This is a genomic window from Nonomuraea sp. NPDC051941 (genome assembly GCF_044593615.1).
Window position 1 is genome coordinate 132226 of the sequence record NZ_JBIUCF010000031.1, and the last position, 21469, is coordinate 153694.

At 70.3% G+C, this 21469-nt stretch carries 22 protein-coding genes; 12 read left to right on the plus strand and 10 right to left on the minus strand.

Features of this window, described 5'->3' with window-relative positions; genetic code table 11:
- Positions 1–21: 21 nt before the first annotated feature.
- Both ACIHFD_RS41125 and ACIHFD_RS41130 read right to left on the minus strand, forming a co-directional pair.
- Positions 22–1080, minus strand: a complete 1059-nt coding sequence (locus ACIHFD_RS41125) for an MFS transporter (protein WP_397371530.1) — start codon at positions 1078–1080, stop codon at positions 22–24.
- Between the two features lie 132 nt (positions 1081–1212).
- Positions 1213–1656, minus strand: coding sequence for an Rrf2 family transcriptional regulator (locus tag ACIHFD_RS41130; RefSeq protein ID WP_397371531.1), 444 nt, complete (start codon positions 1654–1656; stop codon positions 1213–1215).
- 274 nt (positions 1657–1930) lie between these two features.
- On the opposite strand from ACIHFD_RS41130, the gene ACIHFD_RS41135 reads away from it, so the two are divergent.
- Entirely contained in the window at positions 1931–2374 is a 444-nt protein-coding gene (locus ACIHFD_RS41135; RefSeq protein ID WP_397371532.1) for an SRPBCC family protein, read from the plus strand.
- A gap of 31 nt (positions 2375–2405) precedes the next feature.
- Here the strand turns inward: ACIHFD_RS41135 and ACIHFD_RS41140 are convergent, their stop codons facing one another.
- Positions 2406–4883, minus strand: coding sequence for a tetratricopeptide repeat protein (locus ACIHFD_RS41140; protein WP_397371533.1), 2478 nt, complete (start codon positions 4881–4883; stop codon positions 2406–2408).
- A 185-nt stretch (positions 4884–5068) separates the two neighbouring features.
- Between ACIHFD_RS41140 and ACIHFD_RS41145 the strand changes: the two genes are divergently transcribed.
- Together ACIHFD_RS41145 and ACIHFD_RS41150 are read left to right on the plus strand one after the other, a co-directional pair.
- Positions 5069–5524 carry a carboxymuconolactone decarboxylase family protein gene (locus ACIHFD_RS41145; protein WP_397371534.1) on the plus strand — a complete coding sequence of 152 codons (456 nt, stop codon included), beginning with the start codon at positions 5069–5071 and terminating at the stop codon, positions 5522–5524.
- A gap of 89 nt (positions 5525–5613) precedes the next feature.
- A complete protein-coding gene (locus ACIHFD_RS41150; protein ID WP_397371535.1) occupies positions 5614–6087 on the plus strand; it encodes an iron chaperone in 474 nt (157 codons plus the stop codon).
- Positions 6088–6186: 99 nt separating this feature from the next.
- Here the strand turns inward: ACIHFD_RS41150 and ACIHFD_RS41155 are convergent, their stop codons facing one another.
- The gene (locus ACIHFD_RS41155) at positions 6187–8007 is read right to left on the minus strand and encodes a hypothetical protein (protein WP_397371536.1); all 1821 of its coding nucleotides are present in this window, start codon (positions 8005–8007) and stop codon (positions 6187–6189) included.
- Positions 8008–8333: 326 nt separating this feature from the next.
- Here ACIHFD_RS41155 and ACIHFD_RS41160 point away from each other — a divergent pair, with 326 nt between their 5' ends.
- The 5 genes from ACIHFD_RS41160 to ACIHFD_RS41180 are packed head-to-tail and all read left to right on the plus strand — an operon-like array spanning position 8334 to position 12248.
- Positions 8334–9371 (plus strand): ABC transporter ATP-binding protein, encoded by a 1038-nt coding sequence (locus ACIHFD_RS41160; RefSeq protein ID WP_350729444.1) that lies wholly within the window; start codon positions 8334–8336, stop codon positions 9369–9371.
- Positions 9364–10044 carry an ABC transporter permease gene (locus ACIHFD_RS41165; RefSeq protein ID WP_397371537.1) on the plus strand — a complete coding sequence of 227 codons (681 nt, stop codon included), beginning with the start codon at positions 9364–9366 and terminating at the stop codon, positions 10042–10044. Before ACIHFD_RS41160 ends, ACIHFD_RS41165 begins: the two co-directional genes overlap by 8 nt.
- The gene (locus ACIHFD_RS41170) at positions 10041–10733 is read left to right on the plus strand and encodes an ABC transporter permease (protein WP_397371538.1); all 693 of its coding nucleotides are present in this window, start codon (positions 10041–10043) and stop codon (positions 10731–10733) included. The genes ACIHFD_RS41165 and ACIHFD_RS41170 overlap by 4 nt, the downstream gene beginning before the upstream one ends.
- A 38-nt stretch (positions 10734–10771) precedes the next feature.
- Positions 10772–11707, plus strand: a complete 936-nt coding sequence (locus ACIHFD_RS41175; protein WP_355205312.1) for an ABC transporter substrate-binding protein — start codon at positions 10772–10774, stop codon at positions 11705–11707.
- Positions 11708–11765: 58 nt separating this feature from the next.
- Positions 11766–12248, plus strand: coding sequence for a flavin reductase family protein (locus ACIHFD_RS41180; protein WP_355205315.1), 483 nt, complete (start codon positions 11766–11768; stop codon positions 12246–12248).
- A 4-nt stretch (positions 12249–12252) separates the two neighbouring features.
- Here ACIHFD_RS41180 and sppA read toward each other — a convergent pair whose 3' ends face one another.
- From sppA to ACIHFD_RS41195, 3 genes are all read right to left on the minus strand, one after another.
- Positions 12253–13950, minus strand: a complete 1698-nt coding sequence (sppA, locus tag ACIHFD_RS41185; protein WP_397371539.1) for a signal peptide peptidase SppA — start codon at positions 13948–13950, stop codon at positions 12253–12255.
- Positions 13951–14026: 76 nt separating this feature from the next.
- Positions 14027–14722, minus strand: coding sequence for a response regulator (locus ACIHFD_RS41190; protein ID WP_397371540.1), 696 nt, complete (start codon positions 14720–14722; stop codon positions 14027–14029).
- Positions 14719–15924 (minus strand): sensor histidine kinase, encoded by a 1206-nt coding sequence (locus ACIHFD_RS41195; RefSeq protein ID WP_397371541.1) that lies wholly within the window; start codon positions 15922–15924, stop codon positions 14719–14721. Before ACIHFD_RS41195 ends, ACIHFD_RS41190 begins: the two co-directional genes overlap by 4 nt.
- Positions 15925–16055: 131 nt before the next feature.
- Here ACIHFD_RS41195 and ACIHFD_RS41200 point away from each other — a divergent pair, with 131 nt between their 5' ends.
- Positions 16056–17195: an alpha/beta hydrolase family protein gene (locus tag ACIHFD_RS41200; protein ID WP_397371542.1), complete on the plus strand. Its 1140-nt coding sequence runs from the start codon at positions 16056–16058 to the stop codon at positions 17193–17195.
- Here ACIHFD_RS41200 and ACIHFD_RS41205 read toward each other — a convergent pair.
- Complete coding sequence (locus ACIHFD_RS41205; RefSeq protein WP_397371543.1) at positions 17192–17791, minus strand: hypothetical protein; 600 nt, start codon at positions 17789–17791, stop codon at positions 17192–17194. The genes ACIHFD_RS41200 and ACIHFD_RS41205 overlap by 4 nt on opposite strands.
- 68 nt (positions 17792–17859) lie before the next feature.
- On the opposite strand from ACIHFD_RS41205, the gene ACIHFD_RS41210 reads away from it, so the two are divergent.
- Positions 17860–18375, plus strand: coding sequence for a hypothetical protein (locus tag ACIHFD_RS41210; RefSeq protein WP_397371544.1), 516 nt, complete (start codon positions 17860–17862; stop codon positions 18373–18375).
- A 9-nt stretch (positions 18376–18384) separates the two neighbouring features.
- On the opposite strand, the gene ACIHFD_RS41215 is transcribed toward ACIHFD_RS41210, so the two are convergent.
- A complete protein-coding gene (locus ACIHFD_RS41215; protein ID WP_397371545.1) occupies positions 18385–19017 on the minus strand; it encodes a DsbA family protein in 633 nt (210 codons plus the stop codon).
- A 168-nt stretch (positions 19018–19185) separates the two neighbouring features.
- A complete protein-coding gene (locus tag ACIHFD_RS41220; protein ID WP_397371546.1) occupies positions 19186–19710 on the minus strand; it encodes an NADPH-dependent FMN reductase in 525 nt (174 codons plus the stop codon).
- A gap of 117 nt (positions 19711–19827) precedes the next feature.
- Here ACIHFD_RS41220 and ACIHFD_RS41225 point away from each other — a divergent pair, with 117 nt between their 5' ends.
- The gene (locus tag ACIHFD_RS41225; protein ID WP_397371547.1) at positions 19828–20667 is read left to right on the plus strand and encodes a helix-turn-helix transcriptional regulator; all 840 of its coding nucleotides are present in this window, start codon (positions 19828–19830) and stop codon (positions 20665–20667) included.
- A gap of 89 nt (positions 20668–20756) precedes the next feature.
- Complete coding sequence (locus tag ACIHFD_RS41230) at positions 20757–21299, plus strand: hypothetical protein (protein WP_397371548.1); 543 nt, start codon at positions 20757–20759, stop codon at positions 21297–21299.
- Positions 21300–21469: the final 170 nt, after the last annotated feature.

The window sequence follows — 21469 nt, forward strand, 5'->3', positions numbered from 1 at the left end:
CTCCTGACACGACGATCGTGCTCAAACTGGCTGGGAATCGGGGTGGGACGATGTGGCTGCTGGACGCATCCTGAACGCGGCGATCACTGCGAGGACGGCGATCACGGCCATGGCCAGAAAGACATCGGAATAGGCGGCGAGGCGACCGATCAACGGTGAGAGGGCGGCGACCGCGACTCCGGCCGGGACCATCACCAGGGCACCCGCGCCCGGCTCGAGGCCGTTGACGTCGACCACGAGCAGCGGAACGAACACCATGCCACCCAGATTGACGACCATGGCCAGGAACGCGACGACCACCGCGGCCCGGTAGATCGGGCCGGCGAACAGTGTGGGCGGGACGAACGGATCCGCGAGGCGGACCGTGCGCCAGCCGAACAGTACGAACGCCACCACAGCCACCACGAGGCTGACCCAGGACGACGGGGCCGCGACACCGTCGGCCTGTGCCCGGGTGATCCCGAACAGGATGAGCCCAGCGCCGAGCCCGAGCAGGATGCCACCCGGAAGATCGAAGCGGCCCGCGCCGGCCGGGCGCCCGCCTGGTAGCACGCGCCACGCCGCGGGAATCAGCGCCAGCGCGACGACGAGCATCATCCAGAACAGTGCGGGCCAGCCGAGAAACTGGCCGATCCCACCACCGATGGCCGGTCCTGCGGCGGTGCCGATCCCCGTGGCCGCGGACACGACGCCGATCCCCATCCCTCGCTTGTCCTCAGGCATCAGCCTGGTGACGGCGATGATCGACAGCACGGGCAACCCGGCCGCGCCCACCCCCATCACGATCCGTCCGAGCACGAGCACCAGGAGCCCCGGCGCAAGCGCGGAGATCAGGCTCCCCGCGGCGTAAGTCACCAAAGCGAAGCAGAACAGACGCCGCAGACTGACCCGGTCAGAGATGCGGCCGTAGAACGGGATGCCGACCGAGAACATCAGCAGGAAACCGGTGACCACCCAGGCGAGCTCGGCCTCTGAAGCCCCGAACTCCTCACCGATCGAGGGGAGCATCAGATTGACCATGTCACTGGCGACGACCGTGGCGAGCATCGCCGGCATCAACACAGCCAGCAGTGCCGGCACAGAACCGGTTCGTCCTGTTCTGCTCGATGTGATTGTCATTCGGCGTCCCTCCGCGTGGCCATGACTGCCACCAGATTGGTTACAGTTAAGGTTAAGAGAAACGGCGGAGACGTCCTCTCCGCCGTTATCCAGCTACCGGTGCTGTGTTGCCGGTTTGCGCTCTTTGGTCAGCACCTGATGGACCAGGTGGGCGATGGTCGTCTGACCCAGTCGCTCCTGCATGGCCTGTTCGGCCTCCCGGAACTCCGTCTCAAGGAGGGTCTGCATGTGGCGGCCGACCTCGCACGCGTCGCTGGGTGGATGGGCGTGCCGCGACAGGACCGGCCCTGCCTCTACGGCGACAAGCGCGTCGTAGAGCGTGATCTCACGAGCGGGACGAGCAAGCGACCATCCGCCTCCGCGACCTTCCGTCGACCACACCAGACCCGCGTCCCGCAGGCTGCCGAGGATGCGTCGCACGAGTACGGGATTGCTCGCCAGACTGTCGGCGATCTCGGTCGAGGTCAGCGAGCGATCCCAGCGACCCAACATCGTGAGCGCATGAATCGCGACAGCACTCCTACTGCTGAGGCTCACTGCTCTCACCCTTCGGTCGACATCCGCAATACTGCAACCAAGCTAGTTGCGGTATGGCTACCCGTCAATCCCGGGTCGTAAGAACACGAGACCTCGCGGTGATGACGACCGCGCCGCCCCAGGGCCTCGACCTCCTTGTCCACCTCGCCACGGGCTGATGATCCGCCGATGCGGCGTTCGTCGACCCGGCCACGGTGGCCCGCCTCGCCGAACGGTTCGGGGCACCCCCGGCGTCATACTCGGTTGCAGTCCTTCGACGACTGTGAGGTGAACGATGCCGGGCACCGTGCTCCGCCACGCTTTTCACGTTCCTGCCCCGCCGCCCGTGGTGCTCGCGCACCTCAGCGAGCCGTCGAACTACGTCGGCTTGTCGCCGCTCGTGGTGGCGGTACGCGACGTGCGCCGGGAGCCCGGCAAGACGCGGTTCGTGGCCGTGGAGCGGTTCCGCTTCTTCGGTTTTGCGAAGTACGACAATCTGATCGAGGTGACGTTACGCGCCACCGAGGACGGTATCGAGGGCGAGGTGGACAGCCCGGGCGGAGTGCGGCTCGACTACCGGTTCGGACTGACCGCGGACGGCATGGGGACCGCGGTCGAGGACGTGCTGACGGTGCACGCGAGACTGGGCCCGGTGCTGCGGTACGCCGTCCGCAAGGCCCGCCAGGTGCAAGTCGCCCGCGCGGACATCCTCGTCGGCCGAGCTCCAACGCTGACGTGAACGGTTGCCCGGGTAGGGACGGCTGGTCGCGTCAGGTCTCCGGTTTGAGCTCCTGAAGGATGGCCTGACCGGCCGCGCGGTGTTCGGCGGCCGTGGGCGGGTCGCTCTCGTCGAGGACCGCGGCGATCCCCTCGTGGGCCAGGGCCTCCGCGTACCGGTATCCCAGTTTCGGGGCCAGCTCAAGCGCCTGCCGGTGCAGGCGCAGGGCCTGCTCGGGCAGGCCCGCCAGCCGGCAGGTCTCGGCGTAGCCGTTGAGGAAATGGATCTTCCAATGCTCCTCGAACAGCTCGTCCAGCAGCGTGAACGCCTGACGGTGGCTGGCGAGCGCCTCCTCGTACCGGCCCATCTGCCGCAGCGCGACGCCCATGCAGTTGAGGCACCACGCCTCGTTGTGCTTGTGGCCGTCCTCGCGGGCCAGCGTCAGCGCCTGTTCCAGGTGCTCCAGCGCCTCGCCGGGCTCCTCGGGGGCGATGGCCACGCCGAGGGTGATCCTGGCCGTCAGCGTGGGCGGCCACGCGGGGTCGGCGTGCGGCATGTCCAGCGCCGCGCGGGCCAGCCGCGCCGCCTCCTCGCGGTGTCCCAGCTGCAGCATCGCCCAGGCCTCGTACGCGGTCGCATGGACCGTGCCCATCGGGCAGCCGGCGTCCGCGTACAGCTTGCCGGCCAGCCGGAAGAGGTCGAGCGGCTCCTCGACGTAGCCCTCGTCCCACCTCAGGTAGCCGCGGCGCATGGTCAGCTCGGCCTCCGACCTGGTGTCCCCGGTCTGGGACACCAGCGGCGCCGCCGCCTCGTACGCGGCCTCCGCCTCCGCCATCCGGCCCGCGTTGTACCGGGCGAAACCCAGGTCGCTGTGCGCCTCGGCCAGCTGTACCGGATCGCCCAGGCGCTGCGCGGCCACCAGCGACCGCTCGAACAGGACGTTGAGGTGCGTCGTGCCGCAGCGCCGCGCGAAGAACGCCCGCATGAAGCGCGGCAGCTCGCACACGTGCGCGTCGGCGCCGGCCGCGACGGCAGCCTCGAAGACGGCCATCAGGTTGGTGTACTCGGTGGCGAACCAGTAGAGGGCCGCGTGCTTGCCGGCGAACCGCGGCAGCTCGGCCGGGGGCCGGCCCGCGGAGACCTCCCGGACGGGGGACAGGTACGACATCGCGGCGTCACCGGCGGCCGCCGCGTGCACGTAGTAGTCGAGCACCCGGCCCAGCGCCTGCTCCAGGTCCGCCGGTGAGTCCTGCTCGGCGGCGGCCCGGCGCGCGTGCTGGCGCACCAGGTCGTGCAGGCGGTAGCGGCCGGCCGCCGGCTGCTGGACCAGGTGCGCGTCGAGCAGGTCCTCCAGCATCGCCCGGGCGCTGCGCAGCGGTATGTCCGCCAGCGCCGCCGCCACGTACACGTCGAAGGTCGCGCCGGGCATCAGACCCAGCAACCGGAAGAAGCGGCGCTGCGTCCGGTCCAGCTGCCGTACGGACATGGCGAACGCCGTGTCGAACTCGGTGGCCCCCTCCGCCATCCGCTCGACGAGGATGCCCACGGTCCAGCCCGGCCGGTGCCGCAGCCGGGCCGCGGCCAGCCGCAGGGCCAGCGGCAGCCGGCCGCACAGCCGTACCACCTCGGCGGCGGACTCCGGGTCGCGGGCCAGCCGGCTGTCGGGCCCGCCCGGGTCGCCGCTGGCGCGGGCCAGCAGCTCGGCGCTCTCCTGCGGGGTCAGCACGTCCAGCGACACCGGGGGCACCTCGTCCAGGCCCAGCAGCCGGTTGCGGCTGGTGATCAGGGCCACGGAGGGGCCGGCGCCGGGCAGCAGCGGGCGGACCTGGTCGGCGTCGGCGACGTTGTCGAGGACCACGACGGCCCGCCGGTGGGCCAGCTCGGAGCGCCAGCAGGCGGCCAGCGGCTCGATGCCGCCCTCCTGCGGGATCTTCTCCGAGGGGACGTCGAGGGCGGCGAGCAGGGCCCGCAGCGCGGGATCGGGACCGAGCGGCTCCCGTCCGGCGGTGAACCCGTGCAGGTCCAGGTAGAGCTGCGCGTCGGGGTAGTCGGCACCGAGCCGGTGCGCCGCGTGCACCGCCAGGCAGGTCTTGCCGACGCCCGCCATGCCGTCGATGGCGACCACCCGGCTGCTGTCCACGCCGGCGAGCACGGCGGCGAGCTGGGCTTCGCGTCCGGTGAAGTCGGGCACGTCGCGCGGCAGGTCGTTGCGGGGCGGGCGCGGGGCTCCCGCGGGTGGCGACGGGGGCTGGACCTGGCGGCTGGTCTTCGGGGGCGCCGGCAGGGGGTTGGAGGCCCGCTCCCAGAGGGGGCGCAGCGGGCGGGGGTCACGTTTGAGGAGGCGGCAGAGCGCCACCACGGCGGGCCAGGGCGGCAACGTCTGGCCGCTGAGGTAGCGCGACAGTGACGACGAGCTGAGGCCGGCGTCCCGGGCCAGGGCCCGCACGCCGCGCTCCGACAGCTCCTGGAGCAGGCGCAGGCGGGCGGCCAGCTCGTCCTTCGGGTCGGCCTTCGCTGCCTTCTGGTGCACAGCCACCGTTCCCTGTCTTTCTGTCCCACACCGGCGGAAACTTCTCGAAGGCGGTCACCGCTGGTCAGAGCCACGTCAACTGTCCCAGAGTGTCCCATGGACGTCGTCATCGTAGCCCTCCACAGGCTGTCATGGAGTCACGCCCCCGAGGGAACGGGGCGCAGACCTGAAAGAGGAGAAACCCGATGCAGCCCCGTATGCAGAACCCCGCCATGATCCTTTCCGGCGCGATGCAGCCCATCCAGGACATCTTCAAGGCCGTGCACTCCGGCGGGGTGGAGGGGCAGACGCTGGAGCTGGTGCACCTGCGGGTCAGCCAGATCAACGGCTGCAGCGCCTGCGTGGACGGCGGCGTCAAGACGGCCCGCAAGGCCGGGGTGAGCGAGGAGAAGCTGGCCACGGTCGCCGCCTGGCGGGAGACCCCGTACTTCACCGATGAGGAGCTGGCGGCACTCGCGCTGGCCGAGGCCGCCACCCGGCTGGCCGACCGCGCCGACGCGGTCAACGACGAGGTCTGGGACAGCGCCGCCACCTACTTCGACGAGAAGCAGCTGGCCGCGATCGTCCTGATGATCGGCGTCACCAACATGTTCAACCGGCTCAACGCCACCACCCGGCAGATCGCCGGCGCGTGGGGGTAGGGCACGCCGGTCCCCGGGCGACATCCACTGATCCGCCGCCCGGGGCCGCCCAGCAAGACAGATGGCTTGCAGACAAGGAGATTCTCACCATGAGCGAAACGAAGACGACCACCAAGAGCACCGCGGCCGGCAGCAAGTTCGACGGGTTCACCGACGACGAACGAGCCGCGATGAAGGAGCACGCCCAGGAGCTGAAGAAGGCCGCGCGCCGCGGTGCGGGCGCGAAGGCCGCCGACGCGGAGCGTGACGTGCTCGAGAAGATCGCCGAGATGGCGGAGGCGGACCGGGTCATCGCCGAGCGGATCCACGCCATCGTCAAGGCCGACGCTCCGTCCCTGACGGCGAAGCTCTGGTACGGGCAGCCCGCCTACGCGAAGGACGGCAAGATCGTCTGCTTCTTCCAGCCCGCCCAGAAGTTCAAGACGAGGTACGCGACCCTCGGCTTCAACGACCCGGCGAACCTCGACGACGGCACCATGTGGCCGACCGCCTTCGCGCTGACGGAGCTGACCGCCGACGACGAGGCGAGGATCGGCGCGCTCGTGAAGCGGGCGGCGAGCTGAGGACTCCCCAGCTCCCACCCGCCGAAGCGAAGGGGATGCGCGTCACGTCCGACGATCGGCTCGACGGGGTCAGTTGCCGAGCCGATACGACGACGCACCTCACGGGTGGAGGAACGCGGGCATCGAGAAGAAGACGATCATGGCGATCGCCACGCAGATCAGGAACCCGACGACCTCCCAGGCCCAGTCGAAGTGCCGGTCCTGGCGGCGGCGGGGCTTCTCGGGCCGGGCCGTGTACGCCGGGCGCTTCTTGGGCACCGGACGGGCGCGGACCGGGCGCGGAGCCAGGAGAGAGGGCTCCGGGGCCAGCGAGGCGAAGGTCCCTTGGGGTTCCTCGTCAGGTGGAGCAGGGGTTCTCCTGCTCGATGAGGAGGAGGGCCTGGGGAGGGTGGGGGGCTTCGGGGGCGCCTTGTCGTACAGGGGCAGGCGGTAGACCGGTTCGGCGGGCCTCACGGGCTCGGCCGGCTTGGGGGTGCGCCTGGCCGGCTCGGAGGACTTGGCGGGCTTGGTGCGCCTGGCCGACTTGGGGCGGGGGCGGAAGAGGGGGGCCGGCTCGTTCGTCCGCGACGGCGGCTGGAGCGGGCGGGCGGGGCCCTTGTGCACCAGTACGTCGGGGTGCGGGTCCCTGGGGGCCAGGATGTCGCCGTCGTCGTCGTCCGAGAACGGCCTCGGGACATCTCTGGGCAGGATCACGTCGCCGGTCGCGAAGGGCTCAGGGGTGTCCCTGGGTAAGATCACGTCGCCGGTCGCGAAGGGTTCCAGACCGCCGAAAGGCTCGTCGGGCGGGTCCTGGAAGAACGGATGGATGTAAGGCGGCACTGGGGTCCTCCCTGCGAAGGGTGGAGCTGTCTGTGGTGTGCCGGGCTGGTCGGGCCGCGCGCCGTCCACCGCCGCCAGAGGATCTCTGAGAGACGGGGTGGGGCCCAGCGGATCGTGCAGACGCTGGGCGGAGGCCAACGGGTCCCTGAGGGGGGAGCGGGCGGTCGAGGCCGTGCCGTCGCCGAAGAAGGAGACCGGAGTCGAGCTCCGGCCCTCTCCGAAGAACGAGCGTGGCGTTGAGGACGGGGCTTCTCCGAAGGGGACGTGCGAGGCCGGGAATTCTCCGCGGCGCGGTGCGGACTCCGGGGAGTTGTTCAGTGCGGGCATCGGGGCCGTGGTGGCGGCGTGCTCCGGCGCGTGCGACGGTGACGGCGGCGTCAGCAGCTCGGCCGGGAAGATGACCGTGCTGGTCGCCGGGTCCCCGTCGGCCAGAGGCTGGGGCCACATCGGCGGGCTGGGCCAGCGGGGCTTGACGAAGAGAGGGCCGGGGCTGGCGGAACGGGAGCCCGCGAAGTGGATCCGGAGGGCTCCGGGCGGCTGCGCCCAGGGGAGGCGGCCGATGATGTCGGCGAGCGGGGCCACGCCCAGGGCGCCGTACACATCCGCCACCGGCTTGGGCACGCGGACCCCGGTGGAGGACAGCGCCGTCACCAAGGCGTGCCGGAAGTGGTGGGCGGCCCCCACCGCCAGTTCCTCGGCGGTGTCGGGGGCGACGTCGAGTACCCACGCCAGCTCCGCCTTGCTCATCCCGCAGACCGCGCACAGCACCAGCACTTCGCGCTGGTGTGGTCGCAGCTCGCGGAAGGTGCGCTCGACGAGGGCGGAGGCGGGGTCGATCAGCGGATCGATGGAGGGGGGCGCGAAGACGATGTCCCGCCGGTGGATCTCGCGGCGGGCGAACGCGTAGAGAGCGGCGCGAGGCGCTTCGGCGGCGGAGGGAACGCCGGCGACGCTGGAGAACAAGGTCACCAGTACGTCGGACGCGGAGCCTAGGTCGCCGAGCTGGTCAGCGCAGTACGCGAACAGCCCAGCGGCATGGCGGTCGTAGAGCTCTGCGATCAACTCGGCGCGTCGGCGCTGATCGGTGAGCGGCTGAGACACGGGGCCGGATCCTCTTGCTGTGAGCGGACGCTGAGGGTGAGGGGTGCGGGGCTGAAGTTCGTGAATTTCGTTCGGGGTGTTCGTCAGGACTTTGTGGAGGTATAGGTCAGAAGTTCGTGGAGGTAATCATGCCAAGACACCACGGTCCGGCGCACTACCACTTCAACATTTGGGGTAAATATCCAGCTCAACTGAAGCGTTTCAGCTGGATCCCAGGACGACACGGTGGTCCGGATCGCCGTAGTCTGTCCTGCGATAGATCATGCGGCGGTCGTGGCACGGGGGCTGCGGCCCCTGCCACAGAAGCCTGAAGCGAGAGTTCGCGCGTGATCACATTCGACGCTGTCACCAAACGCTACCCAGACGGAACGGTCGCCGTGGACCGTCTCGACCTCGAGGCGCCCACGGGAGAGATCACCGTGCTCGTCGGCCCCTCGGGCTGCGGAAAAACCACATCCCTCCGGATGATCAACCGGATGATCGACGCCTCTGAGGGCCAGATCCTCCTCGACGGCACACCGGTGCAGGGCATCGACCCGCCGACGCTGCGGCGCGGCATCGGGTACGTCATCCAGCAAGCCGGCCTGTTCCCGCACCGCAAGATCGTCGACAACATCGCCACGGTCCCGTACCTGCTCGGCTGGGACAAGAAGAAGGCCCGCGCCAGGGCCATGGAGCTGCTCGAACGGGTCGGCCTCGACCCGGCGCTGGCCGGTCGCTACCCCTTCCAGCTCTCGGGCGGGCAGCAGCAGCGCGTGGGCGTGGCCAGGGCACTGGCCGCCGACCCGCCCGTGCTGCTCATGGACGAGCCGTTCAGCGCGGTCGATCCCATCGTGCGCACGAGCCTGCAGGACGAGCTGCTCAGGCTCCAGTCCGAGCTGAACAAGACCATCGTGTTCGTCACGCACGACATCGACGAGGCCATCAAGCTGGGCGACCGCGTGGCGGTGCTGCGGGTGGGCGGCAAGCTGGCGCAGCTCGCCGCTCCCAAGACGCTGCTGTCCGAGCCGGCCGACGACTTCGTGAAGGAGTTCCTGGGGCACGACCGGGGGATCCGGCGGCTGCAGTTCATCTCGACGGGCGGGCTGCGGCTGCGTACCGACCTGACCGACACCGCGGACGACCCGTGGCGGCTGGTCATGGAGGACGGCAGGCCGACCGGGTGGGTCTCCCGGGAGCGGCCCGACGAGCTGGAGCCGTACGGGACGTTCGTGTACGGGCGCGACTCCATGCGCACGGCCCTCGACGCGGCGCTGCTGTCGCCGTCCGGCTGCGCGGTGGCCGTGGACGAGCAGGGCAAGGTCGTCGGCGTGGCCACCAGGGAGACGCTCGACAAGGCGCTCGCGGAGGCGGCAGATGGCTGACGGCCCTCCTTCCATAGGGGAATGGATCGGGCGTAACTGGGATACCGGCCGGGTCGACAGCATCAAGAATCTGCTCCTCGACCACCTGACCATGTCCCTCGTGCCGATCCTGTTCGCGCTGGTCGTTGCGCTGCCGCTGGGGCTGGCCTGCGTGCGCTGGCGCTGGCTCTACCAGCCGACCGCCGGCTTCATGAACGTCGTCTACGCGCTCCCCTCGCTGCCGGTCTTCATGCTGCTGATCTCGGTGACCGGGCTGTCGCAGACCACGGTGATCATCCCGCTGACCTTCTACGGCATGGCCGTGCTGATCCCGGCCGTCGTGGACGGGCTCGGCTCGGTGCCCGACCACGTGCGGCAGTCGGCGATCGCGATGGGCTTCACGCCGCTGCGCAGGCTGCTCGCGGTCGAGCTGCCGATCGCCGTCCCGGTGGTGCTGGCGGGCCTGCGGGTGGTCGCGGTCTCCAGCATCAGCCTGGTCAGCGTGGGTGCGCTGATCGGGCAGGGCGGGCTCGGCGGGCTGTTCACGCGGGCCTACCAGAACCCGTTCATGCCGCCGGTGATCGTCGGGATCGTGCTGATCGTGGCGCTGGCGCTGGTCGCCGACGGGCTGCTGGTGCTGGCGCAGCGGCTGCTCACTCCATGGGTACGGGCCCGAAGGGGGCAGGGATCGTGAGCTGGCTCACCGACTTCTTCGGCTGGCTGGCCGACTTCTTCGGAAACAGCGCCAACTGGTCCGGCCCCGACGGCATCCCCATGCGCCTGCTGGAGCACCTGGAGTTCTCGGCCCTGGCGCTGGTCCTGGCCGTGGTGATCGCGGTGCCGCTGGGGCTGCTGATCGGCCACACGGGCCGGGGCGAGGTGCTGGTCGCCGTCACCGCGAACCTGGCCAGGGCGCTGCCCACGCTGGGCCTGCTGGTGATGTTCGTGCTGCTGCTCGGCACGGCGTCGAGCCTGCCGGTGATCGTCCCGCTGGTGCTGCTGTCGGTGCCGCCGATCCTGGTGAACACGTTCGAGGGCATCAAGGGGGTCGATCCCGAGCTGCGCGACGCCGCGTACGGGATGGGGCTGCGCGGCGGGCAGGTGCTCGGGCGGGTGCTCGTCCCGGTCGCGCTGCCGCTGATCCTGCTGGGATGCCGGCTGTCGGCGATCCAGGTCGTGGCCACCACCACCGTCGCCGCGTACACCGGGCTCGGTGGTCTGGGGCGGTTCGTTATCGACGGTTTCGCGACGAAGGATTACGCGAGCGTCGTCGGCGGTTCAGTACTGATTGTGCTGTTTGCCCTGGTGGTCCAGATATTGTTCACGCTCGCCCAGAGGGTGACGGTCTCCCCGGGCGTGAGCCAGCGGCTGAAGGTCCGATAGTCTCCTGTATTACCTCCCGCTTAGAAGGGAAAAGCAAGATGGGACGCAAGTACGGCATCGCCGGGGTGTTCGTTTCGGCGATGCTCGCGCTGGCCGCCTGTGGCGGTGGTGGCGGTGGCAACACTGGAGGCAACCCGCTCGACACGTCGAGCGCGGCCCCCAGCGGTTCGGCTTCGAGCGGGGGCGGGGGCAAGGCCGTCATCGGATCCTTCGACTTCGACGAGAGCGTGCTGCTCGGGTCGATCTACGCCCAGGCGCTGCAGGCCAAGGGCGTGCAGGTCGAGGAGAAGCCGCGCATCGGCAGCCGCGAGGTCGTGATCGACCAGGTCAAGAGCGGTGGCCTGACCATCGTGCCCGAGTACAACGGCAACCTGCTGGCCTTCGTCGACCTCAAGAACACGGCCGCGACCACCGATGAGGTCAACGCCGCGCTGAAGGAGAAGCTCCCCGCCGAGCTGGAGGTGCTCGACTCCTCCCCGGCCGAGGACAAGGACAGCCTGTCCATCTCCAAGGACACCCAGACCAAGCAGTCGCTGAACACCATGGAGGACCTGGCCAAGGTCTCCAAGGACTTCGTCGTCGGCGGCCCGCCCGAGTTCAAGAAGCGGTGGGAGGCGCGGTTCAAGGAGGTCTACGGGATCGAGTTCAAGCAGTGGAAGCCCACGGGCCCGACCACCGCTGACGCGATCAAGGACGGCACGATCCAGGTCGGCAACGTGTTCACCACCGACCCCAAGATGACGGCCAACAACCTGGTGCCGCTGCAGGACCCCAAGAACATCTTCCCCGCCCAGAACGTGACGCCGCTCCTCAACAAGGCGGCCGCGAACGACACGATCAAGACCACGCTGAACGCCGTCTCGGCGAAGCTCACCACGCAGTCCCTCCTGGACATGATGCAGAAGATCTCCGTCAACAAGGACGAGCCCGGCACCGTGGCCAAGGAATGGCTGACCTCCAACGGTCTCGGCTGACGCCGTTTTCCGGTGCGGGTCCCCGCCGTCCGGGGGCCCGCACCGCTAGGTTCGTGCCGTGAGCGAGTTCACGGAGGCGATGGCGCAGCTCGCGGCCGGGGTGGCCGTGGTGACCGTACGCGATGGGCGCGACGACCTGGGCACCACGGTGTCGGCGCTGATGTCCGTCTCGCTGGAGCCCCCGCTCCTCCTGGTGAGCCTGGCCAGTGGTGGCTACCTCAACGAGGTCCTGCTCCGGCAGGACCGCTGGGCGGCCTCGCTCCTGTCGTCCGGCCAGGCGGCCATCGCCAGCCGCTTCGCCACCCCCGGCCGGCCCAGCGCCCGGCTGCTGCTGGCGGGCACGCCGCATCACCGGGGAACGCACTCGGACGCGCTGGTGGTGGAGGGCGGGGTGGCCGCCCTGGAGGCCGAGACCACCAAAGTGGTCCCGGCCGGGGATCACACCCTCTTCATCGCCACCGTCCTCGCGGTCCCCTACGTCGAGGCCGCTCTCCAGCCTCTGGTACGGCTCCGCTCCCGCTACCGCCCGATCGGGTCGTGAGCGCTCAGCGGATCACGTACCACGTGGGGAGGAGCAGCGGGCCCGCGGCGGGGAGGCCGAGCTCGGCGGACAGGCGGGCGAGGGGACCCCACGCGTCCAGGCGCAGGCGGGCCAGGGCGGCGGACTTGTCCTCGCTCGAGTCCGGCCCGCGCAGCCGCTCCAGCGGGTTGAGCCGGGGGTAGGCGCGTACGGGGGCGTCGTCGGGGAGGCCGGCCCGCTTCCTGGCCAGGACCAGCGCGTCCTCCAGGCCGCCCAGCTCGTCCACGAGCCCGCTGGCGTGCGCGTCGGCGCCGGTCCAGACGCGGCCGCGGGCCAGCTCGTGCGCGCGTTCCCGGGTCAGGTCGCGGCTCGCGGCGACCTTGCCCACGAAGTCATCGTAAATACGGTCGAGCCAGGCGTTCACCCGGTCCCATTGCTCGGGGGAGAAGCCGCGAGATGTAGAGAACATTCCCGCGTTAGCCCCGGACGCCACCATTTCCGAATTTATGCCGATTTTTTCGAGCATTTCTGCCACGACGGGCTTGCCGCCGTACACGCCGATCGAGCCCGTCAGCGTGCCGGGCTGGGCCACGATCACGTCGGCGGCCATCGCCACGAAGTAGCCGCCGGACGCCGCCAGGTCGCCCATCGAGACGATCACCGGCTTGACCTTGCGGGTGAGGGTCACCTCGCGCCAGACCGTGTCGGAGGCCACGTACGAGCCGCCGGGGCTGTCCACCCGGAACATGACCGCCTTGACGTGCTCGTCCCGCCGGGCCGCCCGGAAGGCGGCACTGATCGTGTCGGAGCCCATCGCGCCGCCCCCGCCGAGCGGGCTGCGCCCGCTGCGGCCGGTCCTGATCATGCCTGTGCCGTGGATGAGCGCGATCCCGTCCGCCGTCGGGTGCGGCAGCTTCCGCACGGCCGCGCCCCTGGCGTACCTGGACACGTACAGCAGGTGCGAGTCGTCGCCCGCCGCCTGCTTGACCTGCTCGTACACCTCGTCCCGGTACGCCAGCCCGTCGACCAGCCCGGCCTCCAGCGCCTCGGAGGCGGTGAACGGGCCGCGGTCGATCAGCTCCCGCACCTTGCCCGCGTCGAGCCGGCGCCCGTCGGCGATGCCCGCGCTGAGGCTCTCGGTGACCGACTCGACGATGCGGCCCATGGACTCGCGGTGCGGCTCGGTCATGTGGTCCTGGGTGAAGGTGTTGACGGCGGTCTTGTACTCGTGCCGCTGCCCGGCCTCGTACCCGACACCCAGCTTCGTCAGGGCCCCCTTGACGAAGCGCTGCTCCAGCGCCACCCCGGTCAGCCCGACGTCGCCACTCGGCTGCAGGTAGACGCGCTCGAACGCGGTGGCCAGGTAGTACGGCACCGTACCGCCGCCGAACTCCCCGAACGTCTCCGAGAACGCGACGGTCAGCTTGCCCGACGCCCTGAACTGGATCACCGCCTGGCGCAGCTCCTGCACCATGGCCAGGCCCAGCGGGTTGCCCCCGATCCTCACCACCAGCGCCTTGACCCTGGAGTCCTGCCTGGCGCGCCTGAGCCCGGACAGGACGTCGGACAGGCGCGTCTTGCGCATGGACAGCACCGCGGCGAGCGGGTCCGCCGGCGGGCCCTCGGTGAGGCCCTCTGTGAGATCGAGCTCCAGCACCAGCGGGGCCGTGCGCCGCTGACGAAGCTTGTCGACGGTTTCGAAGATCGCCTTTCCTGCCTCCATGAAGCCACCCTAAGCGACACAATACGAAATGCGTTTAGGGATCTATGGCTGCATAAAGGCGTCCGCCTGGTCGGCCTCAAGGAGCTTTACGCGTGATCGGAGCCGGTGCGCTCGGGCTGACCAGGCCGGTTTCGTAGGCGAGGACGACGGCCTGGACGCGGTCGCGGAGCTCCAGCTTTGACAGGATGCGCGCGACATGCGTCTTGACCGTCGTCGGGCTCAGCACCAGGCGGTCGGCGACCTCGGCGTTGCTCATGCCGGTCGCGAGCAGGCGCAGGACCTCCAGCTCGCGCGGGGTCAGCTGCGACAGGTCGCCGTGCACGACGCGGCGAGCGGGCTCGTCGTGGCGGGCGAAGCGCTCGATCAGGCGGCGGGTGATCGCGGGCGCGAGCAGCGCGTCCCCCGTGCGCACCAGGCGCACCGCGGCCACCAGGTGTTCGGGGGAGACGTCCTTGAGCAGGAATCCGCTGGCCCCGGCGGTGAGCGCCGCGTAGACGTAGTGGTCGAGGTCGTACGTGGTCAGGATGAGGACGCGGGTCCCGTCCGCGCCGCCGGACAGGATCTGCCGGGTGGCCTCGATGCCGTCCAGGCGCGGCATCCGTACGTCCATGAGCACGAGATCGGGCCGGGTCCGCCGGACGGCGGCGACCGCCTCGACGCCGTCGGCGGCCTCGGCGACCACCTCGATCCCGTCGGCGGCCAGGATCATCCCGAACCCGCTGCGTACGAGCGCCTGGTCGTCGGCGATGACGACGCGGGGCGCCTCGTTCATGCCGTCCACCGCAGGCGCGCCCTCGTCACGAAGCCTCCGCCGCTCCGCGGCCCCGCCTCCAGGGTCCCGTCGTAGAGCGCCAGCCGTTCGCGCAGCCCGATCAGCCCCCGGCCCTGGCCGTCCCCCGCGCGGGCCGCGGGAATGCCGCCGCGGTCGGCGACCTCGATGTCCAGCCAGTCGCCGGTGTGACTGATCACCACCGACACGGCGGCGCCGCCCGCGTGCTTGATCGTGTTGGTGAGTGCCTCCTGGACGACGCGGTAGATGGCCAGGCCCACCCCGGGCGGCACCGGACCCTCCGGCGTACCGATCTCGGCGCTGACCGGGACCCCGGCCGCGCGCACGCGTTCGATGAGCGAGTCGAGCTGGTCGAGCCCCGGCTGCGGTTCGAGAAGGTCGGACCCGCTGCCGGAGGCGGCGAGCAGGCCCATGACGTGGCGGAGCTCGGCCATGGCGGCCCTGCCGCTGGTCTCCACCGCGAGCATGGCCTGCTTGGCCCGCTCCGGCGTCGTGTCCATCACCTTGCGCGCCGCCCCCGCCTGGATCACCATCACGTTCACGTTGTGGGTGACGACGTCGTGCAGCTCGCCGGCGATGCGCGAGCGCTCCACCTGTACGGCCCGGCGGAGCTTCTCGTCCCGCTCGGCGAGCTGCTGCCGCCAGAACCGGACGAAGCTCGCCATGACCCCCGCGCCGAGCAGCACCACGAACGGCCCGAGCCAGCTCGGCAACCCTGCCACGGCATCCTTGAAAGCCATTCCCGCCAGTACGGTGGCCAGCACCAGACCGCCCAGCGCCACCAGCCGGTTGCGGCTGTAGGCGACCGCTCCGTAGGCGGCGATGGCGCAGGTCGCCACGGTGACCCAGGTCGCCTCGTCATCGGTGGCCAGGGCGGCGAGCAGCACGATCCAGAAGGCGGTCAACGGATACAGCCGCCGTACGGCCAGCGGCAACGCCGTCAGCGCCACCGCGAAGAGCAGACCGGGATCGACCGCGTCACTGTGGGAGGGCAGGACGGGCCGGGGCGGGGGAGGCAGCCGCAGGGGATCGACGCTGTGGACGGCGTCCACGGCGGGTGCCGCCGCCACCATCGCCAGCACGGTCAAGGCGACCGCGAGGAGGACGTCGAACACGAGCGCGCGACGCGAGGGCCTGTGCTCCGCGCGGAGCAGGTCCCGCCATCGCCTTCTGATCAGTGACACTCGCACATTGTCCTGTTCGTGGCGTATGGGGGCATCGGCGGAGCGGAGTACATCTCGAGGACGACCCCGCCGCCGATGTCGTCGTCACGGCCGACGCGGCCGGAGATCGCCCGGCCCTAGCGTCGAGCCCCATGAGTCACCGAATCGGGCGGCTTGCCCTCGCCGTACTCCTCGCCCTGCCGGCCGCCGCCTCCTGGGCGGCCACGTCGGAGGCCGCCGTCAGGAACCGAACCACCGAGCCGGCACCCGCTCTGCGCATCCCCAAGCCGACGGGCAAGCTGCCGGTCGGCATGACCTCCCTCCACCTCAAGGACACCTCCCGCCCCGATCCCTGGGTGCCCAGCGTGAAGGCGCGGGAGCTCATGGTCTCGCTCTGGTATCCGGCGGCGAAGGCCGGCGGGGTGCGGGCGCCGTACATGACGGTCAAGGAGTCCGAGCTCACGTTGAAGGAGGCGGGCGCTTCCGGCGTACCGGGCGATCTGCTCAGCAAGACGCGGATCGACGCCGTCAAGGACGCCCGGCCGGCCAAGCGACGGCTGCCCCTCGTGGTCCTCTCCCCGGGCTTCACCAAGCCCCGCTACTCGCTCACCGGCCTGGCCGAGGACCTGGCCAGCCGGGGCTACACGGTGGCCGTCATCGGGCACACGTACGAGAACGTCGCCACGAGCTTCCCCGACGGGAGGGTCGCGGAGTGCGTCGCGTGCGAGATCGAACCGAAGAATCCGGCGTTCTGGGCCAAGGTCGGGCAGATCCGGGCGGCCGATGTCACCTTCGTCCTGGACTCGGTGCTCGCCAGGTATCCCAAGCTGATCGACCGATCCAGGATCGCCATGGGAGGCCACTCCGTGGGCGGCGCGAGCTCCGTGGCCGCCCTGCTGAAGGACTCCCGGCTGCGCGCCGGGATGAACATCGACGGCACCGCAGTCGTCCCGGTCCCCAGCAGTGGGCTGGCCAAGCCGTACCTGCTCCTCGGCTCCGAGGCGAAGCACAGCCCGGGCAAGGACCCCACCTGGGACCAGTCCTGGCCGAACCTCACCGGCTGGAAGCGCTGGTTCGTGGTGACGGGTACCGAGCACGCCTCCTTCACCGACATCTCCGTGCTTTCCGAGCAGCTCGGCATCGACGACGGCGCCGACCTGCCCGCCACGCGATCCCTGGAGATCACGCGCGGGATCGTCGCGGCCTTCTACGACCTCCACCTGCGGGGCAAGCCACAGCCGATCCTGAACGACCCGGCGTCGCGCTACCCGGAGGTCAAGCCGGCGGGCTAGGACCTGTCCTCCTGCGGTCGCATCAGGTCGAGGTCCTCGCCCCACGCGTCCAGCACCGCGCCGTGCCCGGCCCGCCGGGCCGCCGCCTCGACCTGGGCGAAGAGGCGCCGTTGCAGGGGTACGTCGCCCGTTCCCGAGATGTGACGGGCGGCGAGCGGATGCCCGTCACGGTCGTTCTTGACGGAGCGGTAGAGGGAGTTGGCGTAGGCGTCGAGCCATTCACCGGAGTCCCGGAACGCCTCGTCGGCGTCGAGCCGTGCCTTGGCGGCCAGGATCCGGCCGATGCCTCCATCGAGCCGGTCGAGCACGACCCTGGCGCGGGCGAGCGCGTATCGCTCGAAGCCGGGCATTCCAGCCGTACGGAACTCGGCCAGGGTGATGATGACGAGGTCGAGTTCGGGGGTGCGGTGACCGGCGAACCGGGTGAGATCCGTCGCCGCGCCGTCGGCGAGGACGGCGTACAGGTCATGGTCGGAGTGCTCGGTGACCATGCCGTCGTGGGCGCGGGAGCCCTTGAGGACGAGCCCGACGACGGCGGGGTCGGCGGTGGCGAGCTCGACGAACGAGCGGTAGGTGGGAGGTTGCCGGGCGGGCATGGTGATCTCCGGTGGGATCGTGACGCGGGAACCGACCGAGGCGGGTCGCGGGCTCTACGCTCGCCGCCATGAGCCTCAATGCGGAGACCGTCCAGGTGGAAGTAGACGTCGAGGACTGCAGCACTGTCTTCCTGATGAACGGGGACTGGGACGGGGACGACGCGGGCGACGTGGAGCGGTCCGTCGCGCTCGTCACGGTACGGAAGGCCATGGCCGAACTGGCGATCTCGTACCAGCACGGCGACGGCATCCCCCTCACGGTGACCGTCGCCGACCACGATCCGGGCGCCGACCTCGACGGGTACGAGGAGATCGTGGAGATCGACTTCATGTCGACGACCGGCGAGCTCTTCCTGATCGGATGGTGCATGGACTGGGACGACGCGGCGATGCGCCGCCTTCCCCCGCTGCCCGCCGGTCCGGGCATGCACCGGCTGCGCTACCACGTCTGGAGCACGCTCACGGAACGGCCGGATTTTGACGGCGACCACCACTACCTGCAGATCTGGCCCGCACAGCCGTCCCCGCCCGTCGTCCTCAAGCAGGGCGAATGGATCGCTCACTGGGACGGCACCGTCACCTGAGGCGGCGCCTTACCGGCCGCCGGCCTTCCGGAGCGCGTCGCCGAGCGCCTCGGTGCTGGTCACACCTACGATCAGCGCGCCGTCCTCGAAGACGAATCTCGGCACGGTGGTGACGCCGTCCCGCCGCGCCGCGGCCGCCTGCTCACGTACCTCGGCGCTCCCCTCCTCGGAGGCGAGAAAGTCCCGCACCCGGCCGCCGTCCAGGCCGACCCGTTCGGCCAGTTCGGTGAGTTGCGTGTGGTCGGCGATGTTCACGCCGTCGCGGAAGTACGCGTCGAAGAGGGCGGTCGCCAGCGCGGCCTGCACCTCGGCACCGTGCTCGTGCAGGGCGAGCCACAGCAGCCGGTGCGCGGTCAAGGTGTTGACCGCCACCGCACGGTCGAATCGGTACTCGATTCCTTCGCCGGCGCCGAGCCGGGTCATCTCCGCGAGCATCGCCTCGGCTTGTTCGCGACCGAACATCTCGACCACCGCGTCCATCAGTGGCCGGGGCTCCTCGGGCGCGTCGGGAAGGAGCTGGATCGGACGATGAACGAGTTCGACATCCGCTTCTGTGCCGGCCGCGGCCACAGCGCGGTGGAACTGGTGCGTGCCGAGGCGGCACCACGGGCACGCGATATCGGCGTATATCTCTACTTTCATCTTGGTCCTTTCTCGTGTGGAAATAGGTGGTGCGTCAGGGATTCGGGATGGCTTCGGTTTTGAGGTGCGTGGATCAGGTCGTCCCGGGCCGGGGATCGGCGCTCGCGGTGGGGGTCCGCAGCACTCGGAGGGCACGGGACCATGCGAGGACTTCATCCAGCATGGTGATCAGGGCGGTTTCCTGGCGTTCGCCGGGGGCGCAGACGCCGGCTTTGGATTCGGTGAAGTCGAAGTCGACGTACGGGTTGATCGCGACCTGGGCGTGTACGTCGGCGATTTTGATCTCGCCCATGGTCTGCCGTAGTTGTTCGGCGGCGCGGGTGCCGCCGTAAACCCCGTAGCTGACGATCCCGGCTGCTTTTCATTCCATTCCGCGTACAGGTAGTCGATGGCGTTCTTCAGCGCCGCGGGGATGGCACTGTTGTACTCCGGGGTGACGAACACGAACCCGTCGAACCTGTCGATCGTGGCCGCCCACCGCTTGGTGTGCGCATTTTGGTAGTAACCGATGACCGCGGGCGCCGGCTCATCCAGCAACGGCAGCTCGTACTCGGCTATGTCGACGAGTTCGAGGCCGGCCTCCCCGGTCTTGACGGCGGGGTGCCGACCGGCGGCCTCGGCGACCCACCGGGCCACGTCCTCGACGCGGCGCCCGGGGCGGGTGCTGCCCAGAATGATCGCGATCCGGATCATGGGCCTCCTCCAAGGTGCTCATGACAGCTAGCGTCCCGGCGCTGGGTGTGTCCGGACCAGGCTGCGGTTTTCCTAGCCCTGGCAGGGCCAGGCTCGCCGTGAATACAATCGCGGTTGATGAGGGAGACAGAGCTGGGCGCGTTTCTACGCGCACACCGGGAGGCGGTCCCGCCGGCCGCGGTCGGGCTCCCGAACGGGAACCGGCGCCGCACCCCCGGGCTGCGCCGAGCCGAGCTGGCCACGCTCGCCGGCGTCAGCGTCGATTACCTCACCCGGCTGGAGCAGGGGCGCGACCGCAGCCCGTCCGCCCAGGTGCTCTCCGCGCTCGCGGAGACGTTGGGTCTGTCCCGTGACGAGCGGATCCACCTGCACCGGCTGGCGAAGACCACCGGCGGCGGCACCTGCGACGGGGCTGCCATGACGCGGGCCCGGACGGTCCGCCCGACCGTGCAGGCGTTGCTGGACCGGCTCGAGCCCGCGCCGGCGCTGGTTGCCAACCGGCCCGGCGACCTGCTCGCGTGGACGGCCGGGTTCGCGCAGCTCGCCGGCCCGAGCGGGCTGCTGGAGGCCGAGCCGCCGAACCTGGTCCGGTACGTCTTCACCGACCCGCGCGCGCACGACGCCCACTCCGACTGGGACACGGTCGCCGACGAGCGGGCCGCCGCGCTGCGGGCCGCGTCCGCGCTCGGCGACCCGCACGCGGCGCTGCTCGCCGAGGAGCTGACGATCACCGCCGGCGACCGCTTCCGCGACCGGTTCGAGGGCTCGGCCGCGCTGCCCACGCGCACCGGCGTCGAGCGGTGGGCGCACCCGGAGGTGGGGGAGCTACGGCTGGCGTACGAGAGCCTGGAGCTGCCCGACCCCGACGAGCAGCGGCTGGTCGTCTACCTCGCCTCCGACGAGACCACCGCCGCCGCCCTCGACCGCCTCACCGACCATCACCCCGCCGCCTCCTAGCGGGCCGTGAGTAGTTGCTTCGGCTTCAGAGCGGACCCGCCGTTCTGGTGCGGCCGCCCGGTGTCGGTCCGTGTCGCTACGGTGCTGCCGTGGCTGACATTCACGAACTCATGGTCGCGATGGACCTGCGCGGCGACTTGTCCGAGACCGAACTCGCCGAGTTGCGCTGGCACGTGGGCCTCGGGTCGCGGCCCGAGCACATCACCGAGAAGACGATCATCGTCAACGAGGTTCTCGATCTGCTGGACGACGAGCTGGAGCCGGTGCAGGACGAGAACGGCGACTGGGTGATCAAGGAGTTTCCGCAACCGGTGTGGAGCGATGGTTCGCCGTACGCGGCCTCGAAGATTTCGGGCGCCGGCTGCTCGATCCTGGTGCGCGGGGATGACCACGGCGACGAACGCTGGGCGCTGACCTGCCGCTGGGAGATCCACCCCGACGGGCATGCCGAGGTGGCCGGGCTGATGGACTGGTTGGCCGCCCGGCTCCACAAGAACGAGTCCTTTTTCGGGTACCAGCGCTGGTACGAGGACGATGAGCCGGAGCTGCTGAGCGTCCGCGACGGGAAGGTTGTGACGCGTCGCGATGGCGCGTTCCTGCCGCCGTTCCGGGCCGAACCTGACGAGGATTAAGGGATCGATCGCCGTTCTGCGGGCGACATGAAGCGGTACGGGCTGCCTCGCCCGTCGCCTTTGTGCACGACAGCTAGCGTCTTGAATTCTCTGTGGTTCCCTGAAGGAATCAGGTAGTTCGGGCGGGCGTAGCCTGCTGTGGGCTGCTCCCGTGCTTGGCAAGCGCGAGC

Excerpts from the sequence above, each read along its gene's own strand:
- ACIHFD_RS41210 (WP_397371544.1), top strand. The coding sequence starts at position 17,860 with ATGAGCCTCAATGCGGAGACCGTCCAGGTGGAAGTAGACGTCGAGGAC.
- ACIHFD_RS41175 (WP_355205312.1), top strand. The coding sequence starts at position 10,772 with ATGGGACGCAAGTACGGCATCGCCGGGGTGTTCGTTTCGGCGATGCTC.
- ACIHFD_RS41165 (WP_397371537.1), top strand. The coding sequence starts at position 9,364 with ATGGCTGACGGCCCTCCTTCCATAGGGGAATGGATCGGGCGTAACTGG.
- ACIHFD_RS41220 (WP_397371546.1), bottom strand. The coding sequence starts at position 19,710 with ATGATCCGGATCGCGATCATTCTGGGCAGCACCCGCCCCGGGCGCCGC.
- ACIHFD_RS41225 (WP_397371547.1), top strand. The coding sequence starts at position 19,828 with ATGAGGGAGACAGAGCTGGGCGCGTTTCTACGCGCACACCGGGAGGCG.
- ACIHFD_RS41190 (WP_397371540.1), bottom strand. The coding sequence starts at position 14,722 with ATGAACGAGGCGCCCCGCGTCGTCATCGCCGACGACCAGGCGCTCGTA.
- ACIHFD_RS41205 (WP_397371543.1), bottom strand. The coding sequence starts at position 17,791 with ATGCCCGCCCGGCAACCTCCCACCTACCGCTCGTTCGTCGAGCTCGCC.
- ACIHFD_RS41135 (WP_397371532.1), top strand. The coding sequence starts at position 1,931 with ATGCCGGGCACCGTGCTCCGCCACGCTTTTCACGTTCCTGCCCCGCCG.
- ACIHFD_RS41200 (WP_397371542.1), top strand. The coding sequence starts at position 16,056 with ATGAGTCACCGAATCGGGCGGCTTGCCCTCGCCGTACTCCTCGCCCTG.
- ACIHFD_RS41215 (WP_397371545.1), bottom strand. The coding sequence starts at position 19,017 with ATGAAAGTAGAGATATACGCCGATATCGCGTGCCCGTGGTGCCGCCTC.
- ACIHFD_RS41145 (WP_397371534.1), top strand. The coding sequence starts at position 5,069 with ATGCAGCCCCGTATGCAGAACCCCGCCATGATCCTTTCCGGCGCGATG.
- sppA (WP_397371539.1), bottom strand. The coding sequence starts at position 13,950 with ATGGAGGCAGGAAAGGCGATCTTCGAAACCGTCGACAAGCTTCGTCAG.
- ACIHFD_RS41150 (WP_397371535.1), top strand. The coding sequence starts at position 5,614 with ATGAGCGAAACGAAGACGACCACCAAGAGCACCGCGGCCGGCAGCAAG.